Genomic DNA, 25,448 nt, shown 5'->3' on the forward strand with positions numbered 1-25,448 from the left:
TAAGCGAGATTAAATTTATATTAAAACTAAATCCTTTTCTTTTTTTCAAGGATTTTTTCTGTCCAAATGATCTATGAACAATTTTCCATTTAAATGATCTAATTCATGTTGGAAAACAATTGCAACATATCCTTCAAGATCATATTCCATTAACTGTTTTTCATTATATGAATAGGCTCTAACCTTTATTTTAATACTTCTTTTAACATATCCTTCTTGATTAGGTCATGATTCAGAAACACTTAAGCAACCTTCACCTGTATGAAGAGCAATTTTTTCGTCACTTTGTCAAAGTAATTCAGGATTAATCATAACATCTTTAAAAATTGGATTATCAGGGTCTTCTTCATTTGGAACAAAAACATAAAACATTCTTTTTAAAATACCATATTGGACTGCAGCAACTCCTACACCTGGACGATATTTACTTCCTGGTTTTTGACTATCATCTATATGTTCAATCATTTGTTCAGCTAATTCAACATTGACTTTATTTAGAGGTCATGTTACCTCTTTTGAAATTTGGCGTAAAACTTTACGCGGTAATTGTACTAATTCAACCATAATTCTAAAATTTTAACTTATTAGTACGTTATTGTAGTTAATTTGAATTTATTATCTTAGATTTTAAATGTTATTATTAAATCATGTTGAGAGTGATTGCTGGCAAATATCGTGGAATGAAATTGGAACTTCCTAATAAAAATACAACTCGTCCCACTACCGATAGAATGAAAGAAGCAAATTTTTCTAGTCTTCAATTTTTTATTGAAGGCAAAATTTTTTTAGATTTATTTTCCGGTTCAGGTTCTAATCCAATTGAAGCTGTTTCGCGAGGAGCAATGAAAGCTATTGCTGTTGAAAAAGATAATTTTGCATATAAAGTTTTATTAAATAATATTGCTAAAGTTAAAGCTGAAAATATTGATACGTATTTAATGGATGCACTAATTTTTTTAAAATCAAAAAAAGGTATGCAAGTTGATGTAATTTATCTAGATCCTCCATTTAAAGATGTAATGTTATTAAATCAATGTTTAAAATTAATTTCAGAAAATAATTTTTTAAATAAAACTGGAAAAATATTAATTGAAACTCATAAAGATGCCACAGTTGAAATTCCTGAGAAAATGATTATTGTAAAAGATAAATCATACGGTAAAAAAATTATGCTTTTTGTTCAACATGTAATTTAAATTACTTCATAATTTTTTTATGAACAATTTATCGCAAAATATTTGACTTATTAATTAATTTTGTGATAAAAGGAAAATCTAATTTATAATGTTCTTTACAATGAAAAACAAAAAAATAGTTATATTTGTAGGACCTAGCGGAGTGGGCAAAGGGACAATTGAAGAAATTCTTTTTGAAGATCAAAGTCTAAATTTGGAATTTTCAATATCTGCAACAACTAGAAAAAAAAGAGATAACGAAAAAAATGGTGTTCACTATTACTTTATTACCAAAGAAGAATTTGAATCTGGTATAAAAGAACAAAAGTTTATGGAATATGACAATCACTTTAATAACTATTATGGGACTTTATGAGAAGAAATTCATAGAATTCATGATGCCGGTAAAATTCCGTTTCTTGAAATCGATTGTGAAGGTGTTAAATTTATTGACAATAAAATTTTAACTGATCCAAAATGAGATTATCACTATATTAAATTTTTCATTGAACCTCCATCAATGGATGAATTAAGAAAAAGAATTTACGAACGAAATACAGAATCAGAAAATTCAATTGAAACTAGAATGCAAAAAGCTGAAATTGAAATGCAAGAAAGATTTAATTATAAAAATAGAATTGTAAATCTTGACGCACACAAAGCAGCATTAGAAGTAGCAAAAATTATAAAAGAAGAAATAGGTAAATAATGATGAAACATATTATTAAAACAGATACAGGAGTTTTTAGAAATGAAAACCAAGACAGAGCAGCATTTTTTGAAAAAGATGATATTGCATTAGCAATTTTATGTGATGGAATGGGTGGTCATTTTGGAGGTTCTTTAGCTTCATCAATTACAATTGATTCATTTAAAAAACATTTCAATAATTCGCAATTGAAAATTAGCGATAATTTATATGAGTGATTTGAAAAAGGCTTAAGAATTTCTCGTGAAGCAATGATTACTGAAGCAGGTAATTCTGTTGAAAAAATCGATATGGGAACAACTGTAGTAGCTGCTTTATTTTTTAGAAAAGCTAATAAAATATTTGTTTTTAATGTAGGTGATTCTAGAGCGTATGTTTACAATGGATTGCTACATCAAGTTTCGATTGATCATAACTTAATGAATTATTACATTCGAAACGAAAAAATGGATCCAAAAGATGCACGTATTATTAATTCAGCTACAGCTTTAACATCTGCTTTAGGGCCAAGAAAAAAAACTAATTTAGAAGTTTTTGAAATAAGTGAAGATAGTAAAGCAAAATACCTAATTTTGACAAGTGATGGTGTTCACGATTATATTACAAAACAACATTTTGAAGCGGTTATTGCAGCTAAAACTGATTTAGAATATAAAGCTACAACTTTAATAAAAGATGCAATTGATGGTAAATCAACTGACAACTTAACAATTTTAATTACGGAGGTTTATTAATGCAACAATGAGGTAACTTTCGTGCGATAAAAAAAATTGGTCATGGTGGAATGGCTAATGTGTATTTAGTCGAAGATATGAAAACAGGTTTACACTATGCACTTAAAGAATTAATTCCTCAATCGAATGAACCACAAAGATTAAAAAGATTTGAACAAGAAGTAAAAATTTATTCAAAAATTAGTAATCCTGCAGTAGCAGTTTTTAAAGGTGCAAAATTTATCAACGTGCCAAAACCATATATGGTAATGGAATATGTTGATGGAACTATGTTAAAAGATTACATAAGCATGAATGGTGGATCACTTTCTCCTTCACATGCTGCTAATTTAGCAAGTAGATTAGCTCGTGGTTTTTCAGCTATTCATGCTGTTCACGTAATTCACCGTGATATTAAAAGCTCAAATATTATGATTAACAAAGAAGGTGATATCAAAATCATTGATTTTGGGATTGCTTTAGATCCACAAGCCGAAAGATTAACTACCGAAGGTAAAATTATCGGTTCAGCTCACTATTTAGCTCCTGAGTTATTAAGAAAAGAACCGCCTACAGTTAAAAGCGATATATATGCTTTAGGTGTAATTTTATTTGAAATGCTTGCTGGTAAACCACCATTTAATGGTGCTAATGCATTAGAAATTGTTAATGAACATCAAAATAAAAGAATACCTTCTTTAATAGCAATAAATAACCAAATAACACAATCCTTACAGAATATTGTTGTCAAAGCTATGGCAAAAGATCCTAAAGATAGATTTTCATCTATGGAAGAATTTGCACGTAGTCTAGACAACTATCTTCGATCCGAAAGTTCTAGCGGAGCCCGAGTTGAGTCGCTTGACGGCAAAAAGAAAGCGTCATTTTTTGGCAGACTTTTTAAAAAGTAAATGATTTTGACCATTTTTATTATTAGTTATAGTTATAGTAATTGGTCTTGGAGCAATCTTAGGAGTGTTTCTTAACTAGTGGAAGGTAGAATTTACAAAATCATTGCAGGCTTTTATGATGTAAAAAGCCAAAATGAATTTATTAGAATTCGCGGAAGCGGTAAACTTAGATTTAGTGAACAAACACCGGTAGTTGGTGATTTTGTTACTTTTTCCAATTCCTTGGAAAATATTAAAGACAGAAAAAATATTTTGGTAAGACCTAAAGTTGCTAATGTAGATCAATTAATAATTGTTGTTTCTTTATCTGAACCCAGTTTTAGTTCTTTACTTTTAGATAAATTTTTATCAATTGCAAATTACGAAAATATTGAACCGATTATTATTTTTACTAAACAAGATTTAGTTGAAAAGATAGATGAAAAAGTTAGCTTTTATGAGGCTAATTTTACAATTTTCAAAACTAAATTTAATGACATGAACACAATCAATCCGGTTAAATTGATATTTAAAAATAAAACGAGCGTTTTAATGGGTCAAACAGGTGTAGGTAAAACTACTTTATTTAATAATTTAACTGATTCTGATGAAGAAACTCAAGCAATTTCAAAAGCATTAGGAAGAGGAAAACACACCACCAGAGTTGTATCAATGCATGATTTTTTAGGGGGGCAAATTATTGATTCTCCTGGTTTTAGTTTGATTGATTTAGGTTTAAATGAACTTGATTTAGCAAAGAGTTTTTTATTCCATAAAAACCAAAATTTGAATTGTAAATATCGTTCTTGTTTGCATAAAAATGAATCACTAAATGACTGCAGTATTAAGCAAGATATTGAAAAACAATTAATACCAATATGAAGATATGAAAACTATTTAAAAATAAATAAAGATATTTCATCTAAAAAACAATAAAATACTTTTATGTAAGGAAGATAAAATGTCAGTATTAGATGTAATTAAAAACCGTCATTCGCAAAGGCAAATGCAATATACAGAGCTTCCAAAGGAAGATCTAAATAAAATTGTTGAAGCCTTAAATGCAAGCCCAACTAATGGCAACAAGTTTGACGCAACTGCAATAATAATTACCAATCAGGAAGTCAAAAAAAGAATGTATAACCTGACTAATAATACTGGACAAGCACAATATGCTAATTGTGGTTTATTAATAGTCTGTTTTGCTGATATGAATCGCGGAAAAATTGCTGCTACAATGACACAAAGTGAAATTAATTTGCACTCTTTTGACAATTTATTAAGTGCTTGAGGTGATGCATTTCTAATGGCACAAAGTGCAGTATTAGTTGCTGAAGATTTAGGTTATGCAACTGCTTTTTTAAGTGGAGTAAGACATTACAATATACCTTTATATTTAAGAGAACATTACAAATTACCAAATAATTTATTTCCCGTTTTAGCAGTAGCAATTGGTAAAGTAGGAACCGAAACTGTGTCTAGACCTCAAGTAAATAGAGTTTATTTTGAAGGCTATGATTTTTATCAAGTAAAAGAAGAAGTTTTAAAATTTAATGAAGTAGAAAAAGAATTTTGAAAACAGCGTGGTAAAGATAAAGATTGAATTTCAGTAGCTGCTAAATTTTATTTAAATGATTCAACTACTACTTATTTAGATTTACTTAAAGGTATTTACGATCCTGAAATTACTAATAATATAGACATATCAAAATGTGAACAAGAACTTCAAAAACTAGAAGAAAATAAGGGAGATAAATAAAAATAGGTATTGCCTATTTTTTTATAAAAAATGAATAAAACTAAAAAATACGTAACACCATCAATATTAAATGTGCCAGTTTTAGATAGAAGAAATTACATAAATAAATTAGTTGCAATGGGTATTGAATGAATTCATTATGATTTTATGGATGGAATTTTTGTACCTAATAAAGCTATTGAAATTGATGAATTTATTAAGCTTAGAAAGCATAGTGCAAAACATATTGCAGATGCTCATTTAATGGTGCAAGATGTTGAAACGTGAATTGAAGAATTAATTAACTGATCAGATTACATCACAATTCATTATGAAGCTTCTTCACATGATGATATTTTAAAAATTTTACAAAAATATCGTCACAGAACAAAAATGGGAATTGCAATAAAACCTGATACAGATGTTGAAAAAATTAAGGGTTTAATTCCGCTGACTAAATTGGTTCTTGTTATGTCAGTTGAACCTGGAAAAGGCGGACAAAAATTTATTCCAACATCTTTAGTAAAAGTAGAAAAAATTAGATCATTAGTTGATGAAATAAATATGAAGTTTGCCAATGAGGAAAAATACATTCCAATAGTGATTCAAATCGATGGCGGAATAGACATCACAACTGGACCACATGCATTTAAAGCAGGAGTTGATGCAGCTGTTAGTGGAACTTTTTTAATGAATAATCTTTCGGTAGAAACAATTGAAAATATAAAAGGATAGTTGCATTTTTAAACAACGAAATCAAAAAACCACCTTGTTTTAATGAAGGTGGTTTTTTGATTTTAAATTACACAGGTTTCACATTGGAAATCGTCGTAATTTTCAGATCCTTCAATTACTTCTTGACGAATTCTTACATAATAAATTGATGAAACATCTTTTTTATATGCATATATTTGGGCTTTATTTAAATCTCTAGTTGTAGCGCTATCTTTCATAAAAAATGTTAATGAGATTGCTTGGTCAACGTGTTGCTGAGCTGCGGCCACAATGTCAATAATTGGGTAAGGTCCCATTTCGTATGCATCAGTTTTATAATACTCTTGATTTTCTAATGAATATTTAAATGGCGGTACATAAACTCTACCTAATTTACCTTCTTTTCTAGTTTCAATTAAATCAACAACAGGTTGTAACGAAGGTGTACAACTTGATAAATAAGATATTGATCCAGTTGGTGCAACTGCCATTAAATGAGCATTTGCTAAACCATGTTTTTTAATACTTTCTACCAAATTAATTCAATCCTTTTTAGTAGGAATAGTCATTTTATATTTTTTAAATAATTGAATTATTTTATCTGTTTTAGGAGTTCAATAATTTTCATCTGCTTTTGTATATTTTTCAAAATATGAGCCATCAGCATATTTAGAAGTTTTGAAGTTTGCATAAGTTTTTTTTCTTTCAATTGCTAATTTATTTGATGCTTTAAAAGCATAATAAGCAACTGTGTAAAAAAACATATTAGTAAAATCAACCGCTTCTTCAGAAGCATAATAAATTTGATTTGTTGCTAAAAATCCATGCAAATTCATAGCTCCTAAACCAAGAGCATGATTTTGATTATTTCCTTCTTCAATAGAAGGAGCACTTGATATGTCAGCTAGGTGACTAACAGTGTCTAATGATCTAATTGAATACTCAACAGTTGTTTCAATATTTTCGGCTCCATACATTGTTTCAGCAATATTTAATGAACCTAGATTACAACTAACATCATTTCCTTTTTGTGCATATGACAAATCACTATTGTATGTAGAAGGAGTATTTACTTGAGCAATTTCAGTACATAAATTTGACATAACTATTCTTCCTTGATTAGGATTACGTCTATTAACTGTATCATCAAAAAGTAAATATGGATAACCTGATTCAAATTGTACTTCTGCTATTGTTTGAAATACTTTACGAGCTGAAATCATTGTTTTTTTAATTTTTGGATTCTTAAGTAAATTTTGATACTCATCTGTAATTGATATATCACTCATTGGTTTACCATAAACTTTTTCAACATCGTACGGAGAAAATAAAGCCATGTCTTCATTTTTCTTAGCTAATTCAAAAGTTACATCAGGAACAACAACACCTAGTGATAGTGATTTAATTCTAATTTTTTCATCAGCGTTTTCTCTTTTAGAATCTAAGAAAGTCATAATATCAGGGTGATGAATATTTAAATAAACAGCACCAGCACCTTGTCTTTGTCCTAATTGATTAGCATAACTAAAACTATCTTCTAACAATTTCATAACTGGAATAACACCAGATGATTGATTAGCTACTTGTTTAATTGGAGCACCAGATTCACGTAAGTTAGTTAATGATATAGCTACTCCACCACCACGTTTAGATAATTGTAATGAAGTTCCAACACCACGGATGATGCTTTCCATATTATCTTCAGTTCTAATTAAATAACAAGAAACAAATTCACCACGTTGTTTTTTACCAGCATTTAAAAAAGTTGGAGTTGCTGGCTGAAATTTACCACTGATAATAATGTCAAGTGTTTTTCTAGCTTGTTCTTCATTACCATTAGCTAAAAATAAAGCATTCATTATTACACGCTGAGTAAAGTTTTCTAAATATTGTTTTCCATCAAATGATTTTAAAGCATATGCATTATAAAACTTTAATACTCCCATAAATGTTGGAAATTTGTGGTTATATGATTTTGCTCTTTCGAATAATTCAATTAAAAATTTATCACTATATTTTTTAATTAATTCAGCTTCATAATAATCATTATCTACAAGATATTTTAATCTATCCATTTCATCTTTAAAAACTTTAGTTTTAGGGTTGATTTCCAATTCGAAATATTTATCTATCGCTTGTTGTTCATAAGAATATTCTGGGATATCTTTTAAGGGCGTTAATTTAGTAAGCGCATTCAGATAGATATATTCATCGTTTAAAATTTTTGACATGTTAATTCCTAATTTAATTTGTGTTTTATTTTTTTGGTTTGGTTTTATGAAAAGTTATTATTCTGATTTATTTCAAAACGAAAATAATATTTGCCTCAAATTTGTGACATCTTCTTGAGTCCCAAGTAATTCAAGTTGATATAGTAATGGTACTTTCAATCTTTTACTTAAAATTGGACCAGCTAGTGCAAAAGAAGAACCAAAATTTGTATTTCCAGTTGCTACAACTCCTCGGCAATATTTGCGTCTTTGTTCGTCATTTAAAAATTTAATAACTTGTGAAGGAACTGCGCCTTTTGTTGAGTCATCTCCGCCAGAGTATGTTGGACAAATGAGTACAAAATCTTTGTCAATTACTGGTTCGGCCATTGATTCATCAACCGGAATTCTCTTATTTTCGATTTCCAATTTTTGAATAAATCGATGAGTGTTATTAGATTTAGAAGAAAAATAAACTATTTCAGGTTCTCCTGTTGGACGTAAAACATCACTCATTTCGATAATATCTTTATGCATATTTATTCCTTAATATTAAAATTCTCAATCATCATCTTCTGTTTCTTCGGTTTGTCCCATTACATAGGAACTACCACTTCCAGAAAAGAAGTCATGATTTTCATCAGCACGAGCAGAAAGTTGAGCAAACACTTCTGGTTTTACTCTTGTTTCTTCAGCTGTAAATGGTGAATCGTAACCTAAGTTTTGCAAGAATTTTCCTGCATTATATAATGAAAATTTAATTGCATCTTCAGCTAAATCAAATCCTTCATATAGTTCGATTAAAAATTTCTTTTCTAATTCAATAACTTCATACATTAAATCAAAAACAAGTTTTTTATATCTTTCTTGTTCTGATTTAGGAAGCTTTTCAATTTTTCTTTGATATTTGTACCCGCTGTAATAATTGTGAATAACTTTATCTCTAAGAATTAGTCTTATGATATCACTTGTGTTAGGTAATTTTTGTCTTGCAGATAAATAAAACGGTAAGTAGAATCCACCATACAATAAAAAACCTGGCATCATTGCAGCTGCAATTTTAGACATCAAAGGGTCTTGTGATGTGTAATATGGAATTAAAATTTTAGCTCTTGCTTGTAAAGCATCATTATTTACAACTCACTCGTGAGCTTCTTCAATTTCTTCACTAGAACAAAATGTAGAAAATATTGTCCCATAACTTCTTGCATGAACACCAACCATAAATGCAAAATTTGCATATATAACTTGCTCATGATCAGTTAATGCCCAATTAACTTGTGCTACATCGCCTAAAGTTGCTTGAATTGTGTCTAAAAGGGTTAGACCAGTAAAAGTTCTGATAATTAAACGTTGTCAGTTTGGATCAGTACTTTTTTCAGGAGCCAATGACTTTCAAGATGGAATATCGTTAGAAACTGGTACTTTTTCTGGTAGTCAAAAGTTTTGGGTAGCTCTGTTTCAAACTTCTAAATCTTTTTCATCATTTAGTACGTTTCAATTTACCGATCTAAGGTTACCTTTCATCTTATTTTTTGCATATTCAATAGGAGACACCGAACGGTGGTAATATTCATTCTTCATTTTATTCCTCGCAATCAATTTTTATCGAACCAGAATGCGCTACAAATGCCAGAATAAAAACATTTTCGGCACAAGAAAATATAAAAAAGTGGTTAATAAAATGCGTCAGTAATATCTAAACGCTTATATTTTGCTTTTTTATTGACAAAAATCAATGTTTTTGCTTTCTTGAACCATTTCAGTAGCCAGCATTATTAAGGTAGTCAGACTTGTCGCAAATGCGCATCACTGATGCCGGTGTAGTCGCGGGTTCACACCGCATTTCCCTGTTTAGTTCTCTTTCATTATAGGGGTAGTATTAGTAAAGGGTATAAAAAAAATAGTTTTTTTCTATTTGATTTTATAAATTAAAAAATATTGGTAAATTAGGTAATAAATATGAGTCAAAAGTTATTTTTAATGATATAAATAGCACCTAAAAATGCTAAAAAATACAAAAAATCTTAAATGTAAATGGGTTAATGGTAATTAACTAAACAAATTTGCTTTTAAAAAATAAATAAATCAAAAAATTGCACTAAATTAGCTAATAATGGATTTATTTGATCTAATTATTAGTCTTACTCTAACTTGAAGCCAGATTGGGAAAATAACTATTAAACTGCAAACTAATGAAATCACTAATAAGACAAATATTGATTGTCCAAGTTTTGAATTTTTTTCTTTGATAATAACAGCTAAATATATATATTGTGCAATTGCTGCTATTCAAAATAGTATTCCAAATCCCAATGTTGCTGTTGCGGGCACTCATAAGTAAAAACCTGTAATATTAAAACTGGCCATTTCCTTGGCAGCTACGATAAATAAAGTAACCGAAGTCCAAATAAAAATTATGAAAAGAATATGAACTATAAATGACATTAAAAATCAAATGTGATTTTCACTGATTATTCTTTTTGTTCACTTATCTGGAGTTATATCAGCTTCATTTTGCATGGCAGTATTATACAAGTAAAGTAGCCGTGAGTTTTTTTAAAAAAAAATTAACACATTTTGAAAAATTAAAGCAATATTTTATAAAATTTAAACTCATAAAAATTAAAAATTCAAGGGGTGTACATGGAACATGAAACAGCTATTCTAGAGATTAAAAAGAAAATCCAAGATAAGATGTCAAAAAAAGAAATAGACTTCAATAAAAGGTTAAAAACTAAACCTATTATTGAGTTAAAAGAATTAGAAAAAAATTTCGGTTCTAAGGATGTTTTAAAGTCAATCGATTTAAAAATTTATGAAGGTGAATTTATAACGATATTAGGACCGTCCGGAAGTGGTAAAAGTACAATATTGTCATTGCTAGGTGGATTTGAATATCCGACTAGAGGTGAAATTGTTATTCAAGGAAAAGATGTTAAAGATCTAAGCCCAAATAAAAGACCAACTTCGACAATATTTCAAGATTACGCTTTGTTTCCGCATTTAGATGTAGCTGGTAATGTTAGTTACGGATTAAAATTAATTCGTAAACCTGTAGATTCATTAGTTGAAAAAATGCAACCCAAATTAGTGAAACTAAAAGAGCAATGAAAAGCAAAAGCAAAACTTGAAATGAATAAGTTGGATAAAATCCAAGCTGAATATATTGCCAAATTAGAAAAATTTGAAAAGAGCGATAAAAACTCAAAATTATTGAACAAAAAAGAGCATGCTAAAATTCAAAAATGACTTGATGATAGTGATTTTAAATATTCACATTGAGAAAACTATGTTTCTTTAAAAACTGAATCATTTACTCATCGACACATGTCCAGAGCTTTAACTAAAAAAGAAATTGACAAAAGAGTAGAATTAATGTTACAGCTTGTAGGTTTAGAAGGAAATGGAAAAGAAAATATTAATAATCTTTCCGGAGGAATGAAGCAAAGAGTTGCTTTAGCTCGCTCACTTGCGATTAGACCCAAAATTTTATTATTAGATGAACCACTTTCTGCTCTAGATGCAAAAATTAGAACTCAAATGCAAAAACTGTTAGTTAGTCTTCAAGAAGAATTGAATTTAACATTCGTTTTTGTTACTCACGATCAAAAAGAAGCATTAGAACTTTCAAGCAGAATTATTGTTGTTCGAAATGGGAAAATTGAACAATTTGATTTACCTGAAAAAATATATGATTATCCAAAAAATAAATGAGTTGCTAATTTTATTGGTGAATCTAATTTTTTTGAAGGAATTTTTAGAGGTGATTATCAAATTGAATTTTTAGGTAAAACATTTAGAACAATTCAAAATGAGTTTGAAATTGGTCAAAAATTGGATGTTCTAATTAGACCAGAAGATATTTCTATTTCACTTTCAAGAGGTGCTTTTTCAGGTACTGTTCAAGATTGAACATATAAAGGTTCTTACTACATCACAGAAGTAAAAATCACTGAAGAAAAAACTCTGCTTGTTGAATCAACAGAATTTTATGATATTAATACAAAGGTATATTTAAATTGAGATATTGATGATATTCATTTAATGCAACAAGAAAACTTAGTTGGTAATCAAAATGGTTAGTGCAATTAAAAAATTTATGGTAGACAAATTAGGTTTTAATCCCCGTTTAAGTTTGATTATTCCTTTTTTAGTTTTTGCTGCTTTTTTTATAATCACTCCCTTAATTTTTATTGCTATAAAAGCTTTTAGCCCAATTAGTCAAGTTGAAAATGGCGATGTGATTGTTTATGATAATTACAATTTAATTACTTCACCTGAATTATGATTAATAATTTTAAGGTCAATTTGAACAGGCTTAGTTGCTGCTATATTTGCATTAATTGTAGCCATACCTTATTCATATGTTGTGGCTAGATCTACAAGTTCAATATTTAGATTTAGTTCTATTAGTTTAATTATTTCTCCACTTTTCATTTTGACATTAGTTAGAATTTTAGCGTTACGTGGTGTTTCAACTGCTATTTCAGGAAATGAAATTTTGTTAAATAATGAATTCTTTTTAATCATAGGTATGGTTTATTTATATTTACCATTTGCAATTATCCCACTATATTCTGTATTTATTGATATGCCTAAAAACATTGTAAATTCAAGTACAGATTTAGGGAACAATTATTTTCAAACATTTATAAAAGTTATTATTCCTTATGCTATTAAAGCTATACTATCAGGATTTGTTTTAATATTTTTATTAAGTGCAACTTCAGTTGGGATAAGTCAAAAACTTTTACCAAATGTTGCACAAACACAATTAGTTGGAAATACTATTGACGTATTAGCAAAACCATCAAATATATTCAAAGTAGCTTCAGCATCAAACATTGTTGTGATAGTCTTAATTTTAATGACCACAGCATATATTTGTATCTACTTTATTCCTAGATTAATAATGAAAAGAAGGGGGTTTAAAAATGTTTAATTTAAAATCATTTGCCAAAATGTCCTTCATTTCAATAATTGTATTATTAACATATATTCCTATTATTTTTATGGTTATATTTTCATTTAATAAACCTTCAGATAAAGGAGAATTAAGTTTCATTACTTGAAACGGTACAACAAACGGTGCTTATGTAGAATTATTTTCTCACAACGTTGTAAATGCAATTGCTAATTCAACATTAATAGCATTTTTTACAGTTTTAATTGTTGTTCCACTTGCAACATTAATAGTTTATGGTCTTTGAAGACAAAAACAAAAAGCACATCGTGTTGTTGTAGAAGGACTAGCTAACGTTGCTTTAATTAATCCTGATATTATTACAGCTTTAGGTTTAGGTGTAGTATTTACAAGTTTATTTGGAGCATTTTCCGAAAATGATGAAGGCTTATTTAGAGCAGTTATTTCACATGTTGTTGTTATATTGCCTTTTGTAACATTATTACTATTTCCACGTAGTGAAAAATTTAATTCAAGTCAATTTAAAGCAAGTCAAGATTTAGGTTATGGGAAAATAAGAACATGATTTAAAACTTATTTACGCTACATGCTAATGCCACTTATTTTTGCAACAATTGTTACTGTTGTTTTAAGTTTTGATGATTTTATTTTAACTAGAATTGTTTCAAATGTTGACACTGTTGGTGTGCAGCTTTATTCAGCTAATTTTAGACCATGAGCACTGGCATTAGGTTCGTTGCTTTTTATAGTTACAATTTTTGGTAATTTAGTTTATATTGCATTTAAATGAAGACAAAATAAAAATATGATTGCGGCAAAAAATTCTTTATTATCAATTAATAGAAAATTTTTAAATGAAAGAAAAATAAGTGTGAAAAATTTCTTTAAACGCAATCAAAAGGAAATTCAAAATGTCTAAATTTTTAAGTAAAAAAGTTTTGAAAATCGTAGGAATTAGTGCTGCTACTTTAGGAATTGCTGGTGGAATAGTTGGTGCAGGAGTTTATAAAACAATTACTCCATCAAGACCTGTTTTTTTTAATTTTGCAGCATATGCAAGTGAAGGTAATATTGAAGAACTAAGTCAAAATTTTTCATATCGTACTTATACTGATGTTAATGATTTTAAAGATCAAATATTAGCACAAAGAGTTTCAGCAGGAATTACAAGTGGATATCAAATTGCTTCAATGATTAAAGAAGGCTTGCTAAGACAAATTGATTATGATGCATTTTTTAACATAAAAGGAACATCAAGAGAACGAGGAATTAATAATTATGATTCTGCATGGGCGCAGGCAACATTTACTGATTCTGTATACGAGCAATTTTCATTTTTTGATAGTTATATAAATCAAGTTTTCCCAAATCAAAATTTACATTTGTGAAATTTTATGGTCCCTTACTATACTCAATATAAAGAAATCTTTTACGACTGAAACGACATTATTAAAACTAATTTAACTCAATCCGAAATTTCAAATGAAGAAATTGATTTCGAAACTAGAATTAAATCTTTAGATTCAGCTAGTGATGGACAGAGCATTGAAAATTTATTAAAAGTTTTAAATTCATTAGTTAGTTCGGACAAAATATTTTCATTCCACGATGAAATGAGAGACAACATTGCATATGGGTCAATGAATTTAGTTAATCAAGACGTGGAAAATTTTGATGGAGCTTTAGATATAGAAACTAATTCAAAATATGTCGATAATTTTGTTGCACAAATAGAAAAAGGACTAAATACCGGTATTGAAAATACATCAAAAATTTTATTTTCCACTGATAGTCAGCCTATGTTAAACGGTTTAATAAATCCACAATTAAATATTGCTGCAGCTTTAATTTATAACGGAGATGCTCTTGATTCATTTTTTGCTTCAGATAATTTTGTTAATTATGCAGATGAAAATTTTCAAGGCTCAAGAAATCCAACTAGAAGCGCAAAAATTAAATCAAAAATTAGTTTAACTGATGGATTAATAATTCCTAAATATGTCTCAGAAGAACGAGCTAATTCAAACTTAAAATTAATTCATGATAGTTTTTACGATGGTTGATTTAACGAAGATTTTCAAACTTTACCTGATTCATTATATGGGTCTTTTGTTGATCATGAAAACAATACAGTTAACATGTATAACAAAGATGCTGAAGAATTCACAAAAAGTGGTTTTCAAAACTTTGATTTTGTGAACTATACTCCGCCTACCAAAATTATAAATAATTTAGTTTTTTTTAAATCTATAACAAAACCTATTGATACAACTAATACTGATTTATACAAAAACAATTATATCTACACAACTTTATTAGGATATGGGTATGAAGAAGCGGAAGTCTACAAAGGTTCTGATTTAGAAAGACTAACAACAATCGGAACAAGATTAGGAATATTAGATTTTGAAGGCATTAAAGTACCTTCATTTATTTCTCCAGCTGGAGATGCAATAGTTGCTTCTGCTCAAATTTATTATCTAAAAAGACTTAAAGGTTAGATAATAAGTAAGCATGTTTGAGTAAGATAAATTACATTGAAAACTAGTGAATTAAAATCAAATAATTCTTTTAAATATTTTTAAATTTCCTGAAAATAGAATTATTTTTGGGGAATTTTTTATAATTTTGTTATCTTAAAAAATTATTCTTGTAATCAAGAACGAAAAGAGGACTATTGCTTAAAAAAAATATATTTATTTTAATACTAATTTTAAACGTTTTTATATTCGCGTTATTGCTGGCTTTTGAAGTTCCTTTAATTATATTATTGACAAATGAAGGCAGGTTAGCCGCTACTTTAATATTCTTGTCAACAATATTTCAAACCATATTTATCTTCTTATTTGTATTTCAAAATTTCACAAATAAATACAAATATGTGTTTGTGATTTATGTTTCAAGATTTAGTATTTATCTTCTAAATTGGGCATTATATTTTTCAGTTTTAATGACACAAGGTCAGTACTTGCGTAATGAATTCACATGATTTTTAGTAGGATTGATAATAATAATTTTTGCTCATCTTGTGAGTTTAGGACAATTATTGATATTTGATGGTCCAAAATTATTAAAATTCAAATTTGCTAAATTGGATTCTGCAAAATTTAAAAAACATATCGATAGAAATAATAAATTTTATAATAAATATTTTAGTAACTAAAAACAATTTGAAATTTATCTTATTCAAGTTCAAAATATTATTTTAATGAACCAATTTGATTTGAATTGTAGAAGATGTTTAACTGGGCTAAAATGGATAAGGTTTTTTAAATAAAAAAATCGGACATAGTCCGAATTAATTTCTTATTTTACTTGTCCGGTCTTCTTTTTTTAATAGCTCTACGACGGTTCATCATACCAACTATTTGTGTGCTTTCAACATTATTTTCAACTGTTGTTTCAAATGTAACACTTTTAATTTTTGGACTAGGTAATAATTTTTCTAATCAAGCATAAGGTTTGCGATCTATTATTACGTAATCAAAATAATATTTCCGCTTTATTTTGGCATAGCGCTGTCTAAATGGAATTTCAAAGTATAAAATCATTAACACTCCAGCAGCAAGCATTAAGTAACCTAGTACTGAATAAAATGCATAGCCTTCTTCTCGGAGTGGTTCCATTATGACCCTGACCAATCCGTAATAAAACATATATATTCCGCCGGTTGTACCTGGTTTTAATAAACCAAATAAGTTGATTATTCATACCATTACAAAGTAACCGACTAACGACAAGATTGATTCATATAAAAATAAAGGAATTCTTAACGCAGCAGTTGAAGCAAGATCAGCAGCATTGTAAATATACATTTGCCTTGCTAAAGCTTCACCTCAGATTAAGGTATATTCACCAGTTGTGTCTATTCTTCCATAAACTTCGTGATTAGCATAATTACCTCATCTACCGATTGCTTGTCCTAAAAGAACAGCAGGTAAAATAAAACTTATTGCATAACGATAATCTACTAATTCACGCTTGAAATATAAGTAAACTAAATTCAATATCGTAGGAACAATTACACCACCTTGGATTGCTAATCCACCGTTTCAGACTTCATACCAGGCCGAATTAGGGAACGGATCAGCCGGGTTATAAATGAGCCTTTCAAATATAAACCATAATCTAGCTCCAATAATTGAAGAAGGAATGGTAATTAAAATTAATGTAAAAAGTATTTCAAGTGAATATTTTTTTCTCATTCAAAAAAATACAATTGTTAATATCGCACTTAGCATTCCTATTAACATTGTGAAAGTATAAATTGGGACTTGATAAGTTCCGATGGTAAAAAGATAAGTTGCTTCACCTTCTCTAAAAGGATACCAATTACTAAAATCAATATTACTCGTCATTTTTCTCCTTTATTCTTTCACCTATTATATCTAATGTATTAAAACCTTGGTCTCTTAAAATTTGGACATTTACAGCTGCTTCAATTAAACTAGAAGTATTTCTACCGATACGCATTGGAATCTCAATTAATGGAATATCAATGTTGTAAATAGTATATTTCAAATTTGAATCACCTAATCTATCAAAATCATGATTTTCAGTTTCTGGGATTAATTTTACAACTAAATTAATAACATGTTCATCAATCATCGCTTGATATCCATAGATTTTTTCAACATCAAGAATGCTTAGACCTCTAACTTCTAAAAGATTTCTTGTAATTTCAGGACTTGTGCCATAAATTTCGTTTCCAATTTGACAAACCAAAACAGCATCATCACTAATTAATTGGTGCCTTTTTTGCAATAGTTCCAAAGCTGCTTCACTTTTACCACGCCCTGAATCCCCCATAATTAAAACACCATATCCACTTACTCTCATTAAGGTTCCATGGATTTGATAGTTTGGAGCAAATTCTCTAAGTAAATATGAACCAAGTGTACCGTGGATTTGTGACATGTCCATTCAAGTGATTACACAAGGAATATCAGCTTCAGTTGCTAAATCAATAATTAATTTATGGTATTTTTTATCCATATTTTTGCCTAGTAAAACTAAAGCAGGTTTACGGTCAAAAATATCTTTGATTCTTTTTTTCAATAAATTTTTATCTAAAGAATCAAAAAATTTGCTTTCTTTACTAGATCAAGCGATGATAACTTTTTCTAAATTATCATATTCTGGATAACCAGCTAAACCTAAACCAGCACTTATAACTGAAGGGTTATCCATTTTATCTAATGTCGTTTTATTAACTAGTTCTAAATTAAATTTATCAACTAATGATTTAACTTTAATTGTGATATTTTGTTTATTCTTTTGCATTCAACATTCCTTTTAAGAACTGACCTGTGTAAGATTTATCAACTTTGGCTACTTCTTCTGGAGTTCCTTGAGCAATAATATTACCACCGTGAACTCCACCACCTGGACCTAAATCGATAATATGATCTGCTGATTTAATCATATCCAAATTATGTTCAATTACTACAACAGTATCGCCGCCATCAACTATTCTATTAATTATTGTCAATAACTTTTGAACATCATAAGAATGTAAACCTGTTGTTGGTTCATCAAGAACATATATTGTTTTACCAGTAGCTTTTTTAAGTAAGTGACTTGCTAATTTAATTCTTTGCGCTTCACCACCAGAAAGAGTTGTTGATGATTGACCTAATTTAACATAGCCCATTCCAACATCATACAAAGTTTGCAATTTAAATAATGTTTTAGGACGGTTTACAAAAAATTCTAAAGCTTCTTCAACAGTCATGTCTAAAACATCACTAATGTTTTTATGGCGATATTTTATTTCTAATGTTTCGTAATTATAACGCTGTCCTTCACAATGATCACATGTAACATAAACATCAGGTAAAAAGTGCATTTCAATTTTTAATTGACCATCACCATTACATTTATCACACCTTCCGCCATCGACGTTAAAACTAAATCTACCTTTAGCATAACCTCTTGCTCTAGCTTCTTCTACATTTGCAAAAATATCTCTGATATCATCAAAAACACCAGTATATGTAGCAGGATTACTTCTAGGCGTTCTACCAATTGGAGATTGAGATACATCAACAATTTTATCAATATAAATTAAGCCTGTCATTTCGGTATGTAAGCCACTTTTAACTGTACTTCTTGAAATTATTTCTTGAATTCCTTTAACTAAAATATCATTAACTAAAGTTGATTTACCACTTCCAGATACACCTGTTACTGCTACAAATTTGTTTAAAGGAATTTTAACTGTAAGATTTTTTAAATTGTTTTCTCTAGCACCTTTAATAGTTACATAATTACCACTGCCTTTGCGGCGTTTTTTTGGAACTTCAATTTTAAGTTTTTGGCTTAAATATTGACCAGTAATTGATTCAGGCACATTCATAATTTCTTCAATAGTTCCTTGAGCAACTACTTCGCCACCATGTTTACCTGCTAGAGGTCCAATATCAACAATGTAATCTGCAACACGCATTGTATCTTCATCATGTTCTACAACAATTAATGTATTACCTAAATCCACCATGTCTTTTAATGTTTTAATTAATTTTAAATTATCTTTTTGGTGTAATCCAATTGATGGTTCATCAAGAACATATAAAACACCAGTTAAGTGAGAACCTATTTGAGTTGCCAATCTAATTCTTTGTGCTTCTCCACCAGAAAGAGTTTCGGCTTTTCTTATTAAACTTAAATAATCTAAACCTACATCAACTAAAAACCCTAATCTGTTAGTTAATTCAGAAATTATAAGTTTTGATATTTCAGTTTGTGTATTATCTAAGTTTAAATTGATTATTGTATCTAATGCATCTTCAATTGACATTTTTGAATAATCATCTATATTTTTATTGTCAATTTTTACTGCTAAAGCATGTGTATTTAAACGAGCACCTTTACAATGTTGACATTCAGCTTCTGACATATATTTTCCAAGATATGTTCGAATTGCATCACTTGTAGTTTCATAATAACGGCGGTCTATTTTAGTTAGAATACCTTCAATAGTTTTAGTTCTTCTATAAGTTTGTCCTGCATCACTTTGTAATGAATAATATATTTCTTCGTTAGAACCATATTTAATTATGTCTAATGATTTTTTTGTATATTCTCTAATTGGAACATTAGTTCTAATTTTATAATGATTTAACATCGCTGCGAATTCTTGTCATTCTAAATTAGATGAGTTAACTGTATTTTGAAAATATTTAATAGCTCCAGCATCAATTGAAATATCCTTATTTGGAACTAATAATTCTCAGTCTGTTTTTAATTCAGAACCTAGACCTTTACAAAAATCACACATACCGTATGGACTATTAAAACTAAAAAGTTTAGTCTCAATTTTAGGCATTTCAAAATCGCCATAAGGACAGCTATGTAATTTTGAAAATGTTTTAATTTCTTTGGTATCACTATTTTCAATTTTGATAATACCCTTTCCATGTTCTAAAGCCACTTCAATTGCTTCAACAATTCTGCTTCTAGATTCTTCATTTAAAACAATTCTATCGATAACAATATCGATAACATGCTTTTTATTTTTTTCTAATTCGATATTATCATCAAGTGAAAGAATAGTGCCATTAACTTTAACTCTTAAAAAAGATTCTTTTCTTAGTTTTTCAAACAATTGTTGATGAGTACCTTTTTCACCATCAACTAATGGAGCAAGGATAATTATTCTTGAATCATTTTTTAATTCAAAAATAGCATCAATAATATCTTTTGTCTTTTTACCTTGAATTTCAATTTTATGTACTGGACAATGCGGAATTCCAATTCTTGCAAAAAACAATCTTAAATAGTCATGAATTTCAGTTACAGTTCCAACAGTAGAACGAGGATTATTGTGCGTTGTTTTTTGTTCGATACTTATAGCTGGTGATAAACCATCAATTGAATCAACATCTGGCTTTTTTGTGTTACCCAAAAACTGACGTGCATATGAAGATAATGAATCGACATATCTTCTTCTTCCTTCTTCATAAATTGTATTAAATGCCAATGAAGACTTACCACTTCCAGATAAACCCGTAAAAATAATTAATTTATTTTTTGGTATAGTAAGATTAACATTTTTTAAATTATTTTCTCTTGCACCTTTGATGCGTAATTCATTGTTAAATTTCATAGTAATTAATTATATTATCTTATTAGTAATATTTTTCAATACAGCGATTATTTTATAAAATTATTTATTTATAAAAAACTGTAAAAGTTATGCTGAAACGGTCACAAACATAAAATTTATCTCCATATTTTGATATTAGTTTTTTAAACTTTTTATTTGAGTAATTCAAGATATTGTTTTTACGCAAATAAATTAAAAGATTCGGATAAAGATTATTTTCAACAATTCGTCTATTTAATTCATACTTTTCAAATTTGTCAAATTTGTCATAATGAGTTATTGTTATTTTGTCATAAAAGATTTCGATAGTTGGACTATTATTTGCAAAGTCGTAATAATCATTATTTAAAATTGAATTTTCAATTAATTCATTTAATAAATTTGGCTCATTAACTTGATCTCACAAGTTTGACAAAATACTTTTAACTTCAAATAACAATAGTGGAAGCGATAAATTTTCGACTATTGTTTTATTGTGGTTATATTTATCATTTAATTTATTTGTAAAATTGTTTATTACAACTTTGGCGCTTGATTTATCACTAAGTAAATATGATTCATAATTTCAATAATTCAAACCAGGCACAACAAATCCTTCTTCATATAATGATTTTTTTATAAATTCTTTATATTTCATTTGAGGGCTAATCAAATTATAAAGTTGTTGAAATGCAAGGTACGGAATAGGGCTATTTAAATATTGAAAATTGATTTCTTTTTGTCTAATTTGTCTAAGCTGTTCAATTTCTTGAAAATTTAATGATCTTGTTTGACTTCCACCACGCAAATAATACTTGATTTCTTCACCAGCCTGTGGTTTTATCCCGTATACTAATTCGGTAACTCTTCGACTTTTAAGTTCTATTACAAAGGGATTTTTTGAAATAACATTAATCGAATAGTAATAAGGCAATAATTCTGGTGTAATTCTTTTTTGTATCTCCTCAGCGATAAATATTACCGTTCTATCAACGCATTTTTCAATTGAATTTAAGCAAATATGAATTTCATTCACATTTGTAGTTAGTGAACTTTGACTATTAAAATATTGCAATCCTACGGCAACACCATTATCATTGACACCAAAATAAATAGATCCTTCTTTTCCACTATTTAAATAGCCTACAAGTGTTTTAAGTCATTTTCGTGACGATACTGGTAGTAACATTTTGAATTCTGAATCTTGGTCTTCTGATTTATTAAATTGAAACATATTTAAATTTTACTCTACATAAATTTGTGAACTCAATTATTTTTTATTATACGTATAATTAAAATATGCTATCTAACAATTTGATGTCAATTGAAAATTTAAAATTTTCTTACAAAAAAGATTCAATTTTAAATATCGAAAATATAGAAATACCTAAATCAAAAATAATTACAATTGTAGGTCCATCAGGAAGCGGTAAAACTACATTACTAAAAATAATAGCCGGTCTACTAAATTCAGATACTGCTTCGTTTAATTATTCGGATTACTTTTCAAAATCCAATATTGGTTTTGTTTTTCAGGATTCTCAACTTTACGAACAAATTAGTGTTAAAAAAAATATATTTCTTTCTGCTTATAATTCAATTGAATTTCAATTATCTTTTTTAGAAGATAGATACCTTAATTTTCTAAACAAAAACAAATTAAAGTCGATAAATGAAATTGAAAAAATGTTTGAAAATAAATTTAGTGTTATTTCTAAAAATAGTAATAATCTTCTTTTAATCTTTAAAATAAAACTATTATTTTTACTTTCGAAAAAACTAGCAAAAAAACCTAAGTTAATTTTTAAATTTATTGCAGAAATAAAAATTAAAAAAAATATCAATGAAAGAATTGAAGAAATTTTGAAAATTTTAGGAATTCATAATATCAAAAACAAAAAAGCAAATGAACTTTCAGGCGGACAAAAACAGCGAGTTGCTATTGCAAAATCCTTAATCAAAAATGCAAAGCTATTAATTATGGATGAACCATTTGCTTCATTAGATGAAAACATTAAAGAAGAAGCTAAAAAATTTATTTCTAGTATCCAAAAACAATTTGGTTTCACTCTTTTACTAGTTACACATGATCAAAATGATGCAATAGAATTAAGCGATAAAATTTTAGTTATGAATCAAGGAAAAATATTACAACAAGATTCTCCGGAAATAATATATGAAAAACCAATAACTGAATTTGTAGCTAAATTTATTGGTAAGCCCGAAATCGTTCAATTGAAAAAAAATGAAAATGGTAGCGAATATATAAGAAGCAATCATATAAATATAGAACCAAATATTACGGGTAAATATTCAGTTATTCAAACCAAAAATTTAGGGCCAATAAAGAGATTTAAAATTTCAAATGATGAATTTGAATTTTTCTATATTTCAAGCAATTTAAATCTTAAAGAAGGCGACAATGTTGATGTTTTTTTTGATAATAGCAAAATTTTAAAATACGATAAATTAGGAAATCTTATAAATGCTTAAATCTAAAAAAATTTTTTTTGATATTAAAAAATACTTTTTAGTTAATTGAAAATCCGTTGCTTATTTAGCACCAATTTTAATATTTTTAATAATATTTATTTTGTTAACCATAATCAAATCATATGTAGAATCGTTTAGAGTTTTTTCAGAATTTGACAAAACCCGCTTTAATATCGGAATTGACAATTATAAAAATGTTATAGCTGATCCTCAATTTAAATCGGCTATAAGTAATTCGACTTTTTTAATTTTTTTAGTTACACCAATTTCTCTTTTTTTAGGTTTTTCACTTGCATTATTGTTAAATAGTCTAATTTTTAGATGATCTAAAAATATTTTAATAACTGCTTTTTATTCACAATTTTTTATTTCTTCATTTGCAATAGGAGTGTCATTTATTTTTTTATTTGGTGAGCAAAATGCTTTTTCGAAAATATTTAACCTCAATATTAGTTTTGGAGTAGGGGAAAATAGTATAGGATTTTTATGAGTTTATTTTTTATTTCAATTATGAAGATCACTACCTTTTAATTTAGTAATTTTTAGTTTTGCAATTTCCAAAATGAATTTAAAATACAAAACAATTTTTATTTTAGATAACATAAGTTTGTGACAAAAAATAAAATATGTTTATTATCACGAAATAAATAAAACATTTTTAAATGTTGCTTATACAAATATTGCTTTTAGTGCTTTTCTTGTGCCATATGGAATAATTGATTTAGACTTAGATTCACTAAGAGGTCACACTTTGTCTAGTTATATTTTTTCCTATTTAAATCCTCAAAATTTAAATATTAATTTAGATTTTCAATTAGCATATGCAGCAAGCATAATATCACTTGGTTATATTTTATTTCTTGTGATATTGTTAAATTTCACAAGACCTTCTACAATATTATTTTTTATAAATGTAACTAAAAAAATAACCTCAAAATTTAAACATCAGGAGCAACGTGTTTAAATATAGTAAGTGAACGAAGGAATTTTCTAAAATCCTTATTTTGGTTTTTGTTTTAGTGATTGTTTTATTTCCACTTTATTTTTTACTTGTAACAAGTTTAATGAGTACTGATTTTTTAACAAGAGGGAAGATTTCATTAATACCAGATGCAGCAAATTTTGAAAATTATTCTAGTATTGTAAATCAAGATTTTTGAGAAGCAACTTCATATTCGATTGCAACTTTAGTAACTGTTTTATCTATTAGAATTGTTACGTATATATTAGCTGGTTATGCAATGTCCAAAGCATCTAAATCATTGCGTACTACAGTTTTTATCTTTTTTATCATAATAAGTTTGGTACCAGAATTTACAATATATTTACCACTCAAACAATTATTAAATTCTTACAATCTCTTAGAAACATCTATTGTTTTTTCTCTTACAACAACTTCATTTTTTTCATTTTTTTTACTTTTATATGTTTATAAAGCATTCAAAAATATAGATAAAAATAAACTTGATCAATCAAAAATTGACAATCTAAGACTTAGACATAAAATTTGATATGTATTTTTACCAAATCTAAAAGTTCCAATATTTTTGATAATACTTTTTACTACCGTCCAATCATGAAATGAATACTTATGACCTTTGTATGTATTAAACGGGATAGATAAACAGACAATTAGCTTGTGATTTAAAAATTTAGGACAAACTGGGTTTTCATCATTAATTAACATTCAGGCCGCAGGATCTGTAATATCTTTATCAATCACATTAGTTGCTTATTTAGTATTTTCGCCTTGAATAAACAGAAGAATTTCGCAAATCGTATAATTGTCTAAT

Annotated in this window: 24 protein-coding genes; 15 read left to right on the forward strand and 9 right to left on the reverse strand. The window is 27.8% G+C overall.

All coding sequences use genetic code 4. The features are described 5' to 3' along the window. Positions 1 to 15: 15 nt before the first annotated feature. Positions 16 to 564 carry a peptide deformylase gene (def, locus tag CG473_RS03110; RefSeq protein WP_094254858.1) on the reverse strand — a complete coding sequence of 183 codons (549 nt, stop codon included), beginning with the start codon at positions 562 to 564 and terminating at the stop codon, positions 16 to 18. An 83-nt stretch (positions 565 to 647) separates the two neighbouring features. Here def and rsmD point away from each other — a divergent pair, with 83 nt between their 5' ends. From rsmD to CG473_RS03145, 7 genes are all read left to right on the forward strand, one after another. Beyond that, the gene (gene rsmD / locus CG473_RS03115; protein WP_094254859.1) at positions 648 to 1,196 is read left to right on the forward strand and encodes a 16S rRNA (guanine(966)-N(2))-methyltransferase RsmD; all 549 of its coding nucleotides are present in this window, start codon (positions 648 to 650) and stop codon (positions 1,194 to 1,196) included. Between the two features lie 100 nt (positions 1,197 to 1,296). Beyond that, a complete protein-coding gene (gene gmk, locus CG473_RS03120) occupies positions 1,297 to 1,884 on the forward strand; it encodes a guanylate kinase (protein ID WP_243720102.1) in 588 nt (195 codons plus the stop codon). Continuing rightward, a complete protein-coding gene (locus CG473_RS03125) occupies positions 1,884 to 2,618 on the forward strand; it encodes a PP2C family protein-serine/threonine phosphatase (protein WP_243720103.1) in 735 nt (244 codons plus the stop codon). The genes gmk and CG473_RS03125 overlap by 1 nt, the downstream gene beginning before the upstream one ends. Next, positions 2,618 to 3,508 carry a serine/threonine protein kinase gene (locus CG473_RS03130; protein ID WP_094254861.1) on the forward strand — a complete coding sequence of 297 codons (891 nt, stop codon included), beginning with the start codon at positions 2,618 to 2,620 and terminating at the stop codon, positions 3,506 to 3,508. Before CG473_RS03125 ends, CG473_RS03130 begins: the two co-directional genes overlap by 1 nt. Positions 3,509 to 3,586: 78 nt before the next feature. Then, positions 3,587 to 4,423: a ribosome small subunit-dependent GTPase A gene (rsgA, locus tag CG473_RS03135; RefSeq protein WP_094254862.1), complete on the forward strand. Its 837-nt coding sequence runs from the start codon at positions 3,587 to 3,589 to the stop codon at positions 4,421 to 4,423. 25 nt (positions 4,424 to 4,448) lie between these two features. Beyond that, the gene (locus CG473_RS03140; protein WP_094254863.1) at positions 4,449 to 5,246 is read left to right on the forward strand and encodes a nitroreductase family protein; all 798 of its coding nucleotides are present in this window, start codon (positions 4,449 to 4,451) and stop codon (positions 5,244 to 5,246) included. A 30-nt stretch (positions 5,247 to 5,276) separates the two neighbouring features. Next, complete coding sequence (locus tag CG473_RS03145; RefSeq protein WP_094254864.1) at positions 5,277 to 5,960, forward strand: ribulose-phosphate 3-epimerase; 684 nt, start codon at positions 5,277 to 5,279, stop codon at positions 5,958 to 5,960. Between the two features lie 62 nt (positions 5,961 to 6,022). Here the strand turns inward: CG473_RS03145 and nrdE are convergent, their stop codons facing one another. The 4 genes from nrdE to CG473_RS04180 form a co-directional block, all read right to left on the reverse strand. Further along, positions 6,023 to 8,170 carry a class 1b ribonucleoside-diphosphate reductase subunit alpha gene (nrdE, locus tag CG473_RS03150; protein ID WP_094254865.1) on the reverse strand — a complete coding sequence of 716 codons (2,148 nt, stop codon included), beginning with the start codon at positions 8,168 to 8,170 and terminating at the stop codon, positions 6,023 to 6,025. A 57-nt stretch (positions 8,171 to 8,227) separates the two neighbouring features. Then, the gene (nrdI, locus tag CG473_RS03155) at positions 8,228 to 8,686 is read right to left on the reverse strand and encodes a class Ib ribonucleoside-diphosphate reductase assembly flavoprotein NrdI (protein WP_094254866.1); all 459 of its coding nucleotides are present in this window, start codon (positions 8,684 to 8,686) and stop codon (positions 8,228 to 8,230) included. Positions 8,687 to 8,701: 15 nt separating this feature from the next. Further along, the gene (nrdF, locus tag CG473_RS03160) at positions 8,702 to 9,733 is read right to left on the reverse strand and encodes a class 1b ribonucleoside-diphosphate reductase subunit beta (RefSeq protein ID WP_094254867.1); all 1,032 of its coding nucleotides are present in this window, start codon (positions 9,731 to 9,733) and stop codon (positions 8,702 to 8,704) included. A 522-nt stretch (positions 9,734 to 10,255) separates the two neighbouring features. Continuing rightward, the gene (locus CG473_RS04180) at positions 10,256 to 10,672 is read right to left on the reverse strand and encodes a hypothetical protein (protein WP_133509992.1); all 417 of its coding nucleotides are present in this window, start codon (positions 10,670 to 10,672) and stop codon (positions 10,256 to 10,258) included. Between the two features lie 123 nt (positions 10,673 to 10,795). Here CG473_RS04180 and CG473_RS03170 point away from each other — a divergent pair, with 123 nt between their 5' ends. From CG473_RS03170 to CG473_RS03190, 5 genes are all read left to right on the forward strand, one after another. After that, the gene (locus tag CG473_RS03170; RefSeq protein ID WP_341799053.1) at positions 10,796 to 12,235 is read left to right on the forward strand and encodes an ABC transporter ATP-binding protein; all 1,440 of its coding nucleotides are present in this window, start codon (positions 10,796 to 10,798) and stop codon (positions 12,233 to 12,235) included. A gap of 16 nt (positions 12,236 to 12,251) precedes the next feature. Next, positions 12,252 to 13,094, forward strand: a complete 843-nt coding sequence (locus tag CG473_RS03175; protein ID WP_094254897.1) for an ABC transporter permease — start codon at positions 12,252 to 12,254, stop codon at positions 13,092 to 13,094. Further along, the gene (locus CG473_RS03180; protein WP_208107023.1) at positions 13,087 to 13,995 is read left to right on the forward strand and encodes an ABC transporter permease; all 909 of its coding nucleotides are present in this window, start codon (positions 13,087 to 13,089) and stop codon (positions 13,993 to 13,995) included. The genes CG473_RS03175 and CG473_RS03180 overlap by 8 nt, the downstream gene beginning before the upstream one ends. Next, positions 13,988 to 15,577 carry a type 2 periplasmic-binding domain-containing protein gene (locus CG473_RS03185; RefSeq protein ID WP_094254869.1) on the forward strand — a complete coding sequence of 530 codons (1,590 nt, stop codon included), beginning with the start codon at positions 13,988 to 13,990 and terminating at the stop codon, positions 15,575 to 15,577. The genes CG473_RS03180 and CG473_RS03185 overlap by 8 nt, the downstream gene beginning before the upstream one ends. Positions 15,578 to 15,753: 176 nt before the next feature. After that, complete coding sequence (locus tag CG473_RS03190; RefSeq protein ID WP_094254870.1) at positions 15,754 to 16,239, forward strand: hypothetical protein; 486 nt, start codon at positions 15,754 to 15,756, stop codon at positions 16,237 to 16,239. Positions 16,240 to 16,387: 148 nt separating this feature from the next. Here CG473_RS03190 and lgt read toward each other — a convergent pair whose 3' ends face one another. From lgt to CG473_RS03210, 4 genes are all read right to left on the reverse strand, one after another. After that, positions 16,388 to 17,434, reverse strand: a complete 1,047-nt coding sequence (gene lgt / locus CG473_RS03195; RefSeq protein ID WP_094254871.1) for a prolipoprotein diacylglyceryl transferase — start codon at positions 17,432 to 17,434, stop codon at positions 16,388 to 16,390. Next, a complete protein-coding gene (hprK, locus tag CG473_RS03200; RefSeq protein ID WP_094254872.1) occupies positions 17,424 to 18,359 on the reverse strand; it encodes an HPr(Ser) kinase/phosphatase in 936 nt (311 codons plus the stop codon). Before hprK ends, lgt begins: the two co-directional genes overlap by 11 nt. Continuing rightward, positions 18,346 to 21,183: an excinuclease ABC subunit UvrA gene (gene uvrA, locus CG473_RS03205; protein WP_094254873.1), complete on the reverse strand. Its 2,838-nt coding sequence runs from the start codon at positions 21,181 to 21,183 to the stop codon at positions 18,346 to 18,348. The genes hprK and uvrA overlap by 14 nt, the downstream gene beginning before the upstream one ends. Positions 21,184 to 21,247: 64 nt before the next feature. After that, positions 21,248 to 22,396: an ATP-binding protein gene (locus tag CG473_RS03210; protein ID WP_094254874.1), complete on the reverse strand. Its 1,149-nt coding sequence runs from the start codon at positions 22,394 to 22,396 to the stop codon at positions 21,248 to 21,250. 65 nt (positions 22,397 to 22,461) lie between these two features. Between CG473_RS03210 and CG473_RS03215 the strand changes: the two genes are divergently transcribed. From CG473_RS03215 to CG473_RS03225, 3 genes are read left to right on the forward strand one after another with little or no spacing between them, the layout of a single operon-like run. After that, entirely contained in the window at positions 22,462 to 23,655 is a 1,194-nt protein-coding gene (locus CG473_RS03215; RefSeq protein WP_094254875.1) for an ATP-binding cassette domain-containing protein, read from the forward strand. Further along, complete coding sequence (locus CG473_RS03220; protein ID WP_094254876.1) at positions 23,648 to 24,619, forward strand: sugar ABC transporter permease; 972 nt, start codon at positions 23,648 to 23,650, stop codon at positions 24,617 to 24,619. Before CG473_RS03215 ends, CG473_RS03220 begins: the two co-directional genes overlap by 8 nt. Continuing rightward, a complete protein-coding gene (locus CG473_RS03225; protein ID WP_094254877.1) occupies positions 24,612 to 25,439 on the forward strand; it encodes a carbohydrate ABC transporter permease in 828 nt (275 codons plus the stop codon). Before CG473_RS03220 ends, CG473_RS03225 begins: the two co-directional genes overlap by 8 nt. The last annotated feature ends 9 nt before the right edge of the window (positions 25,440 to 25,448 follow it).

It is taken from the genome of Mycoplasma testudineum (genome assembly GCF_002245785.1).
Classification (GTDB): domain Bacteria; phylum Bacillota_I; class Bacilli_A; order Mycoplasmatales; family Metamycoplasmataceae; genus Mycoplasmopsis_B; species Mycoplasmopsis_B testudinea.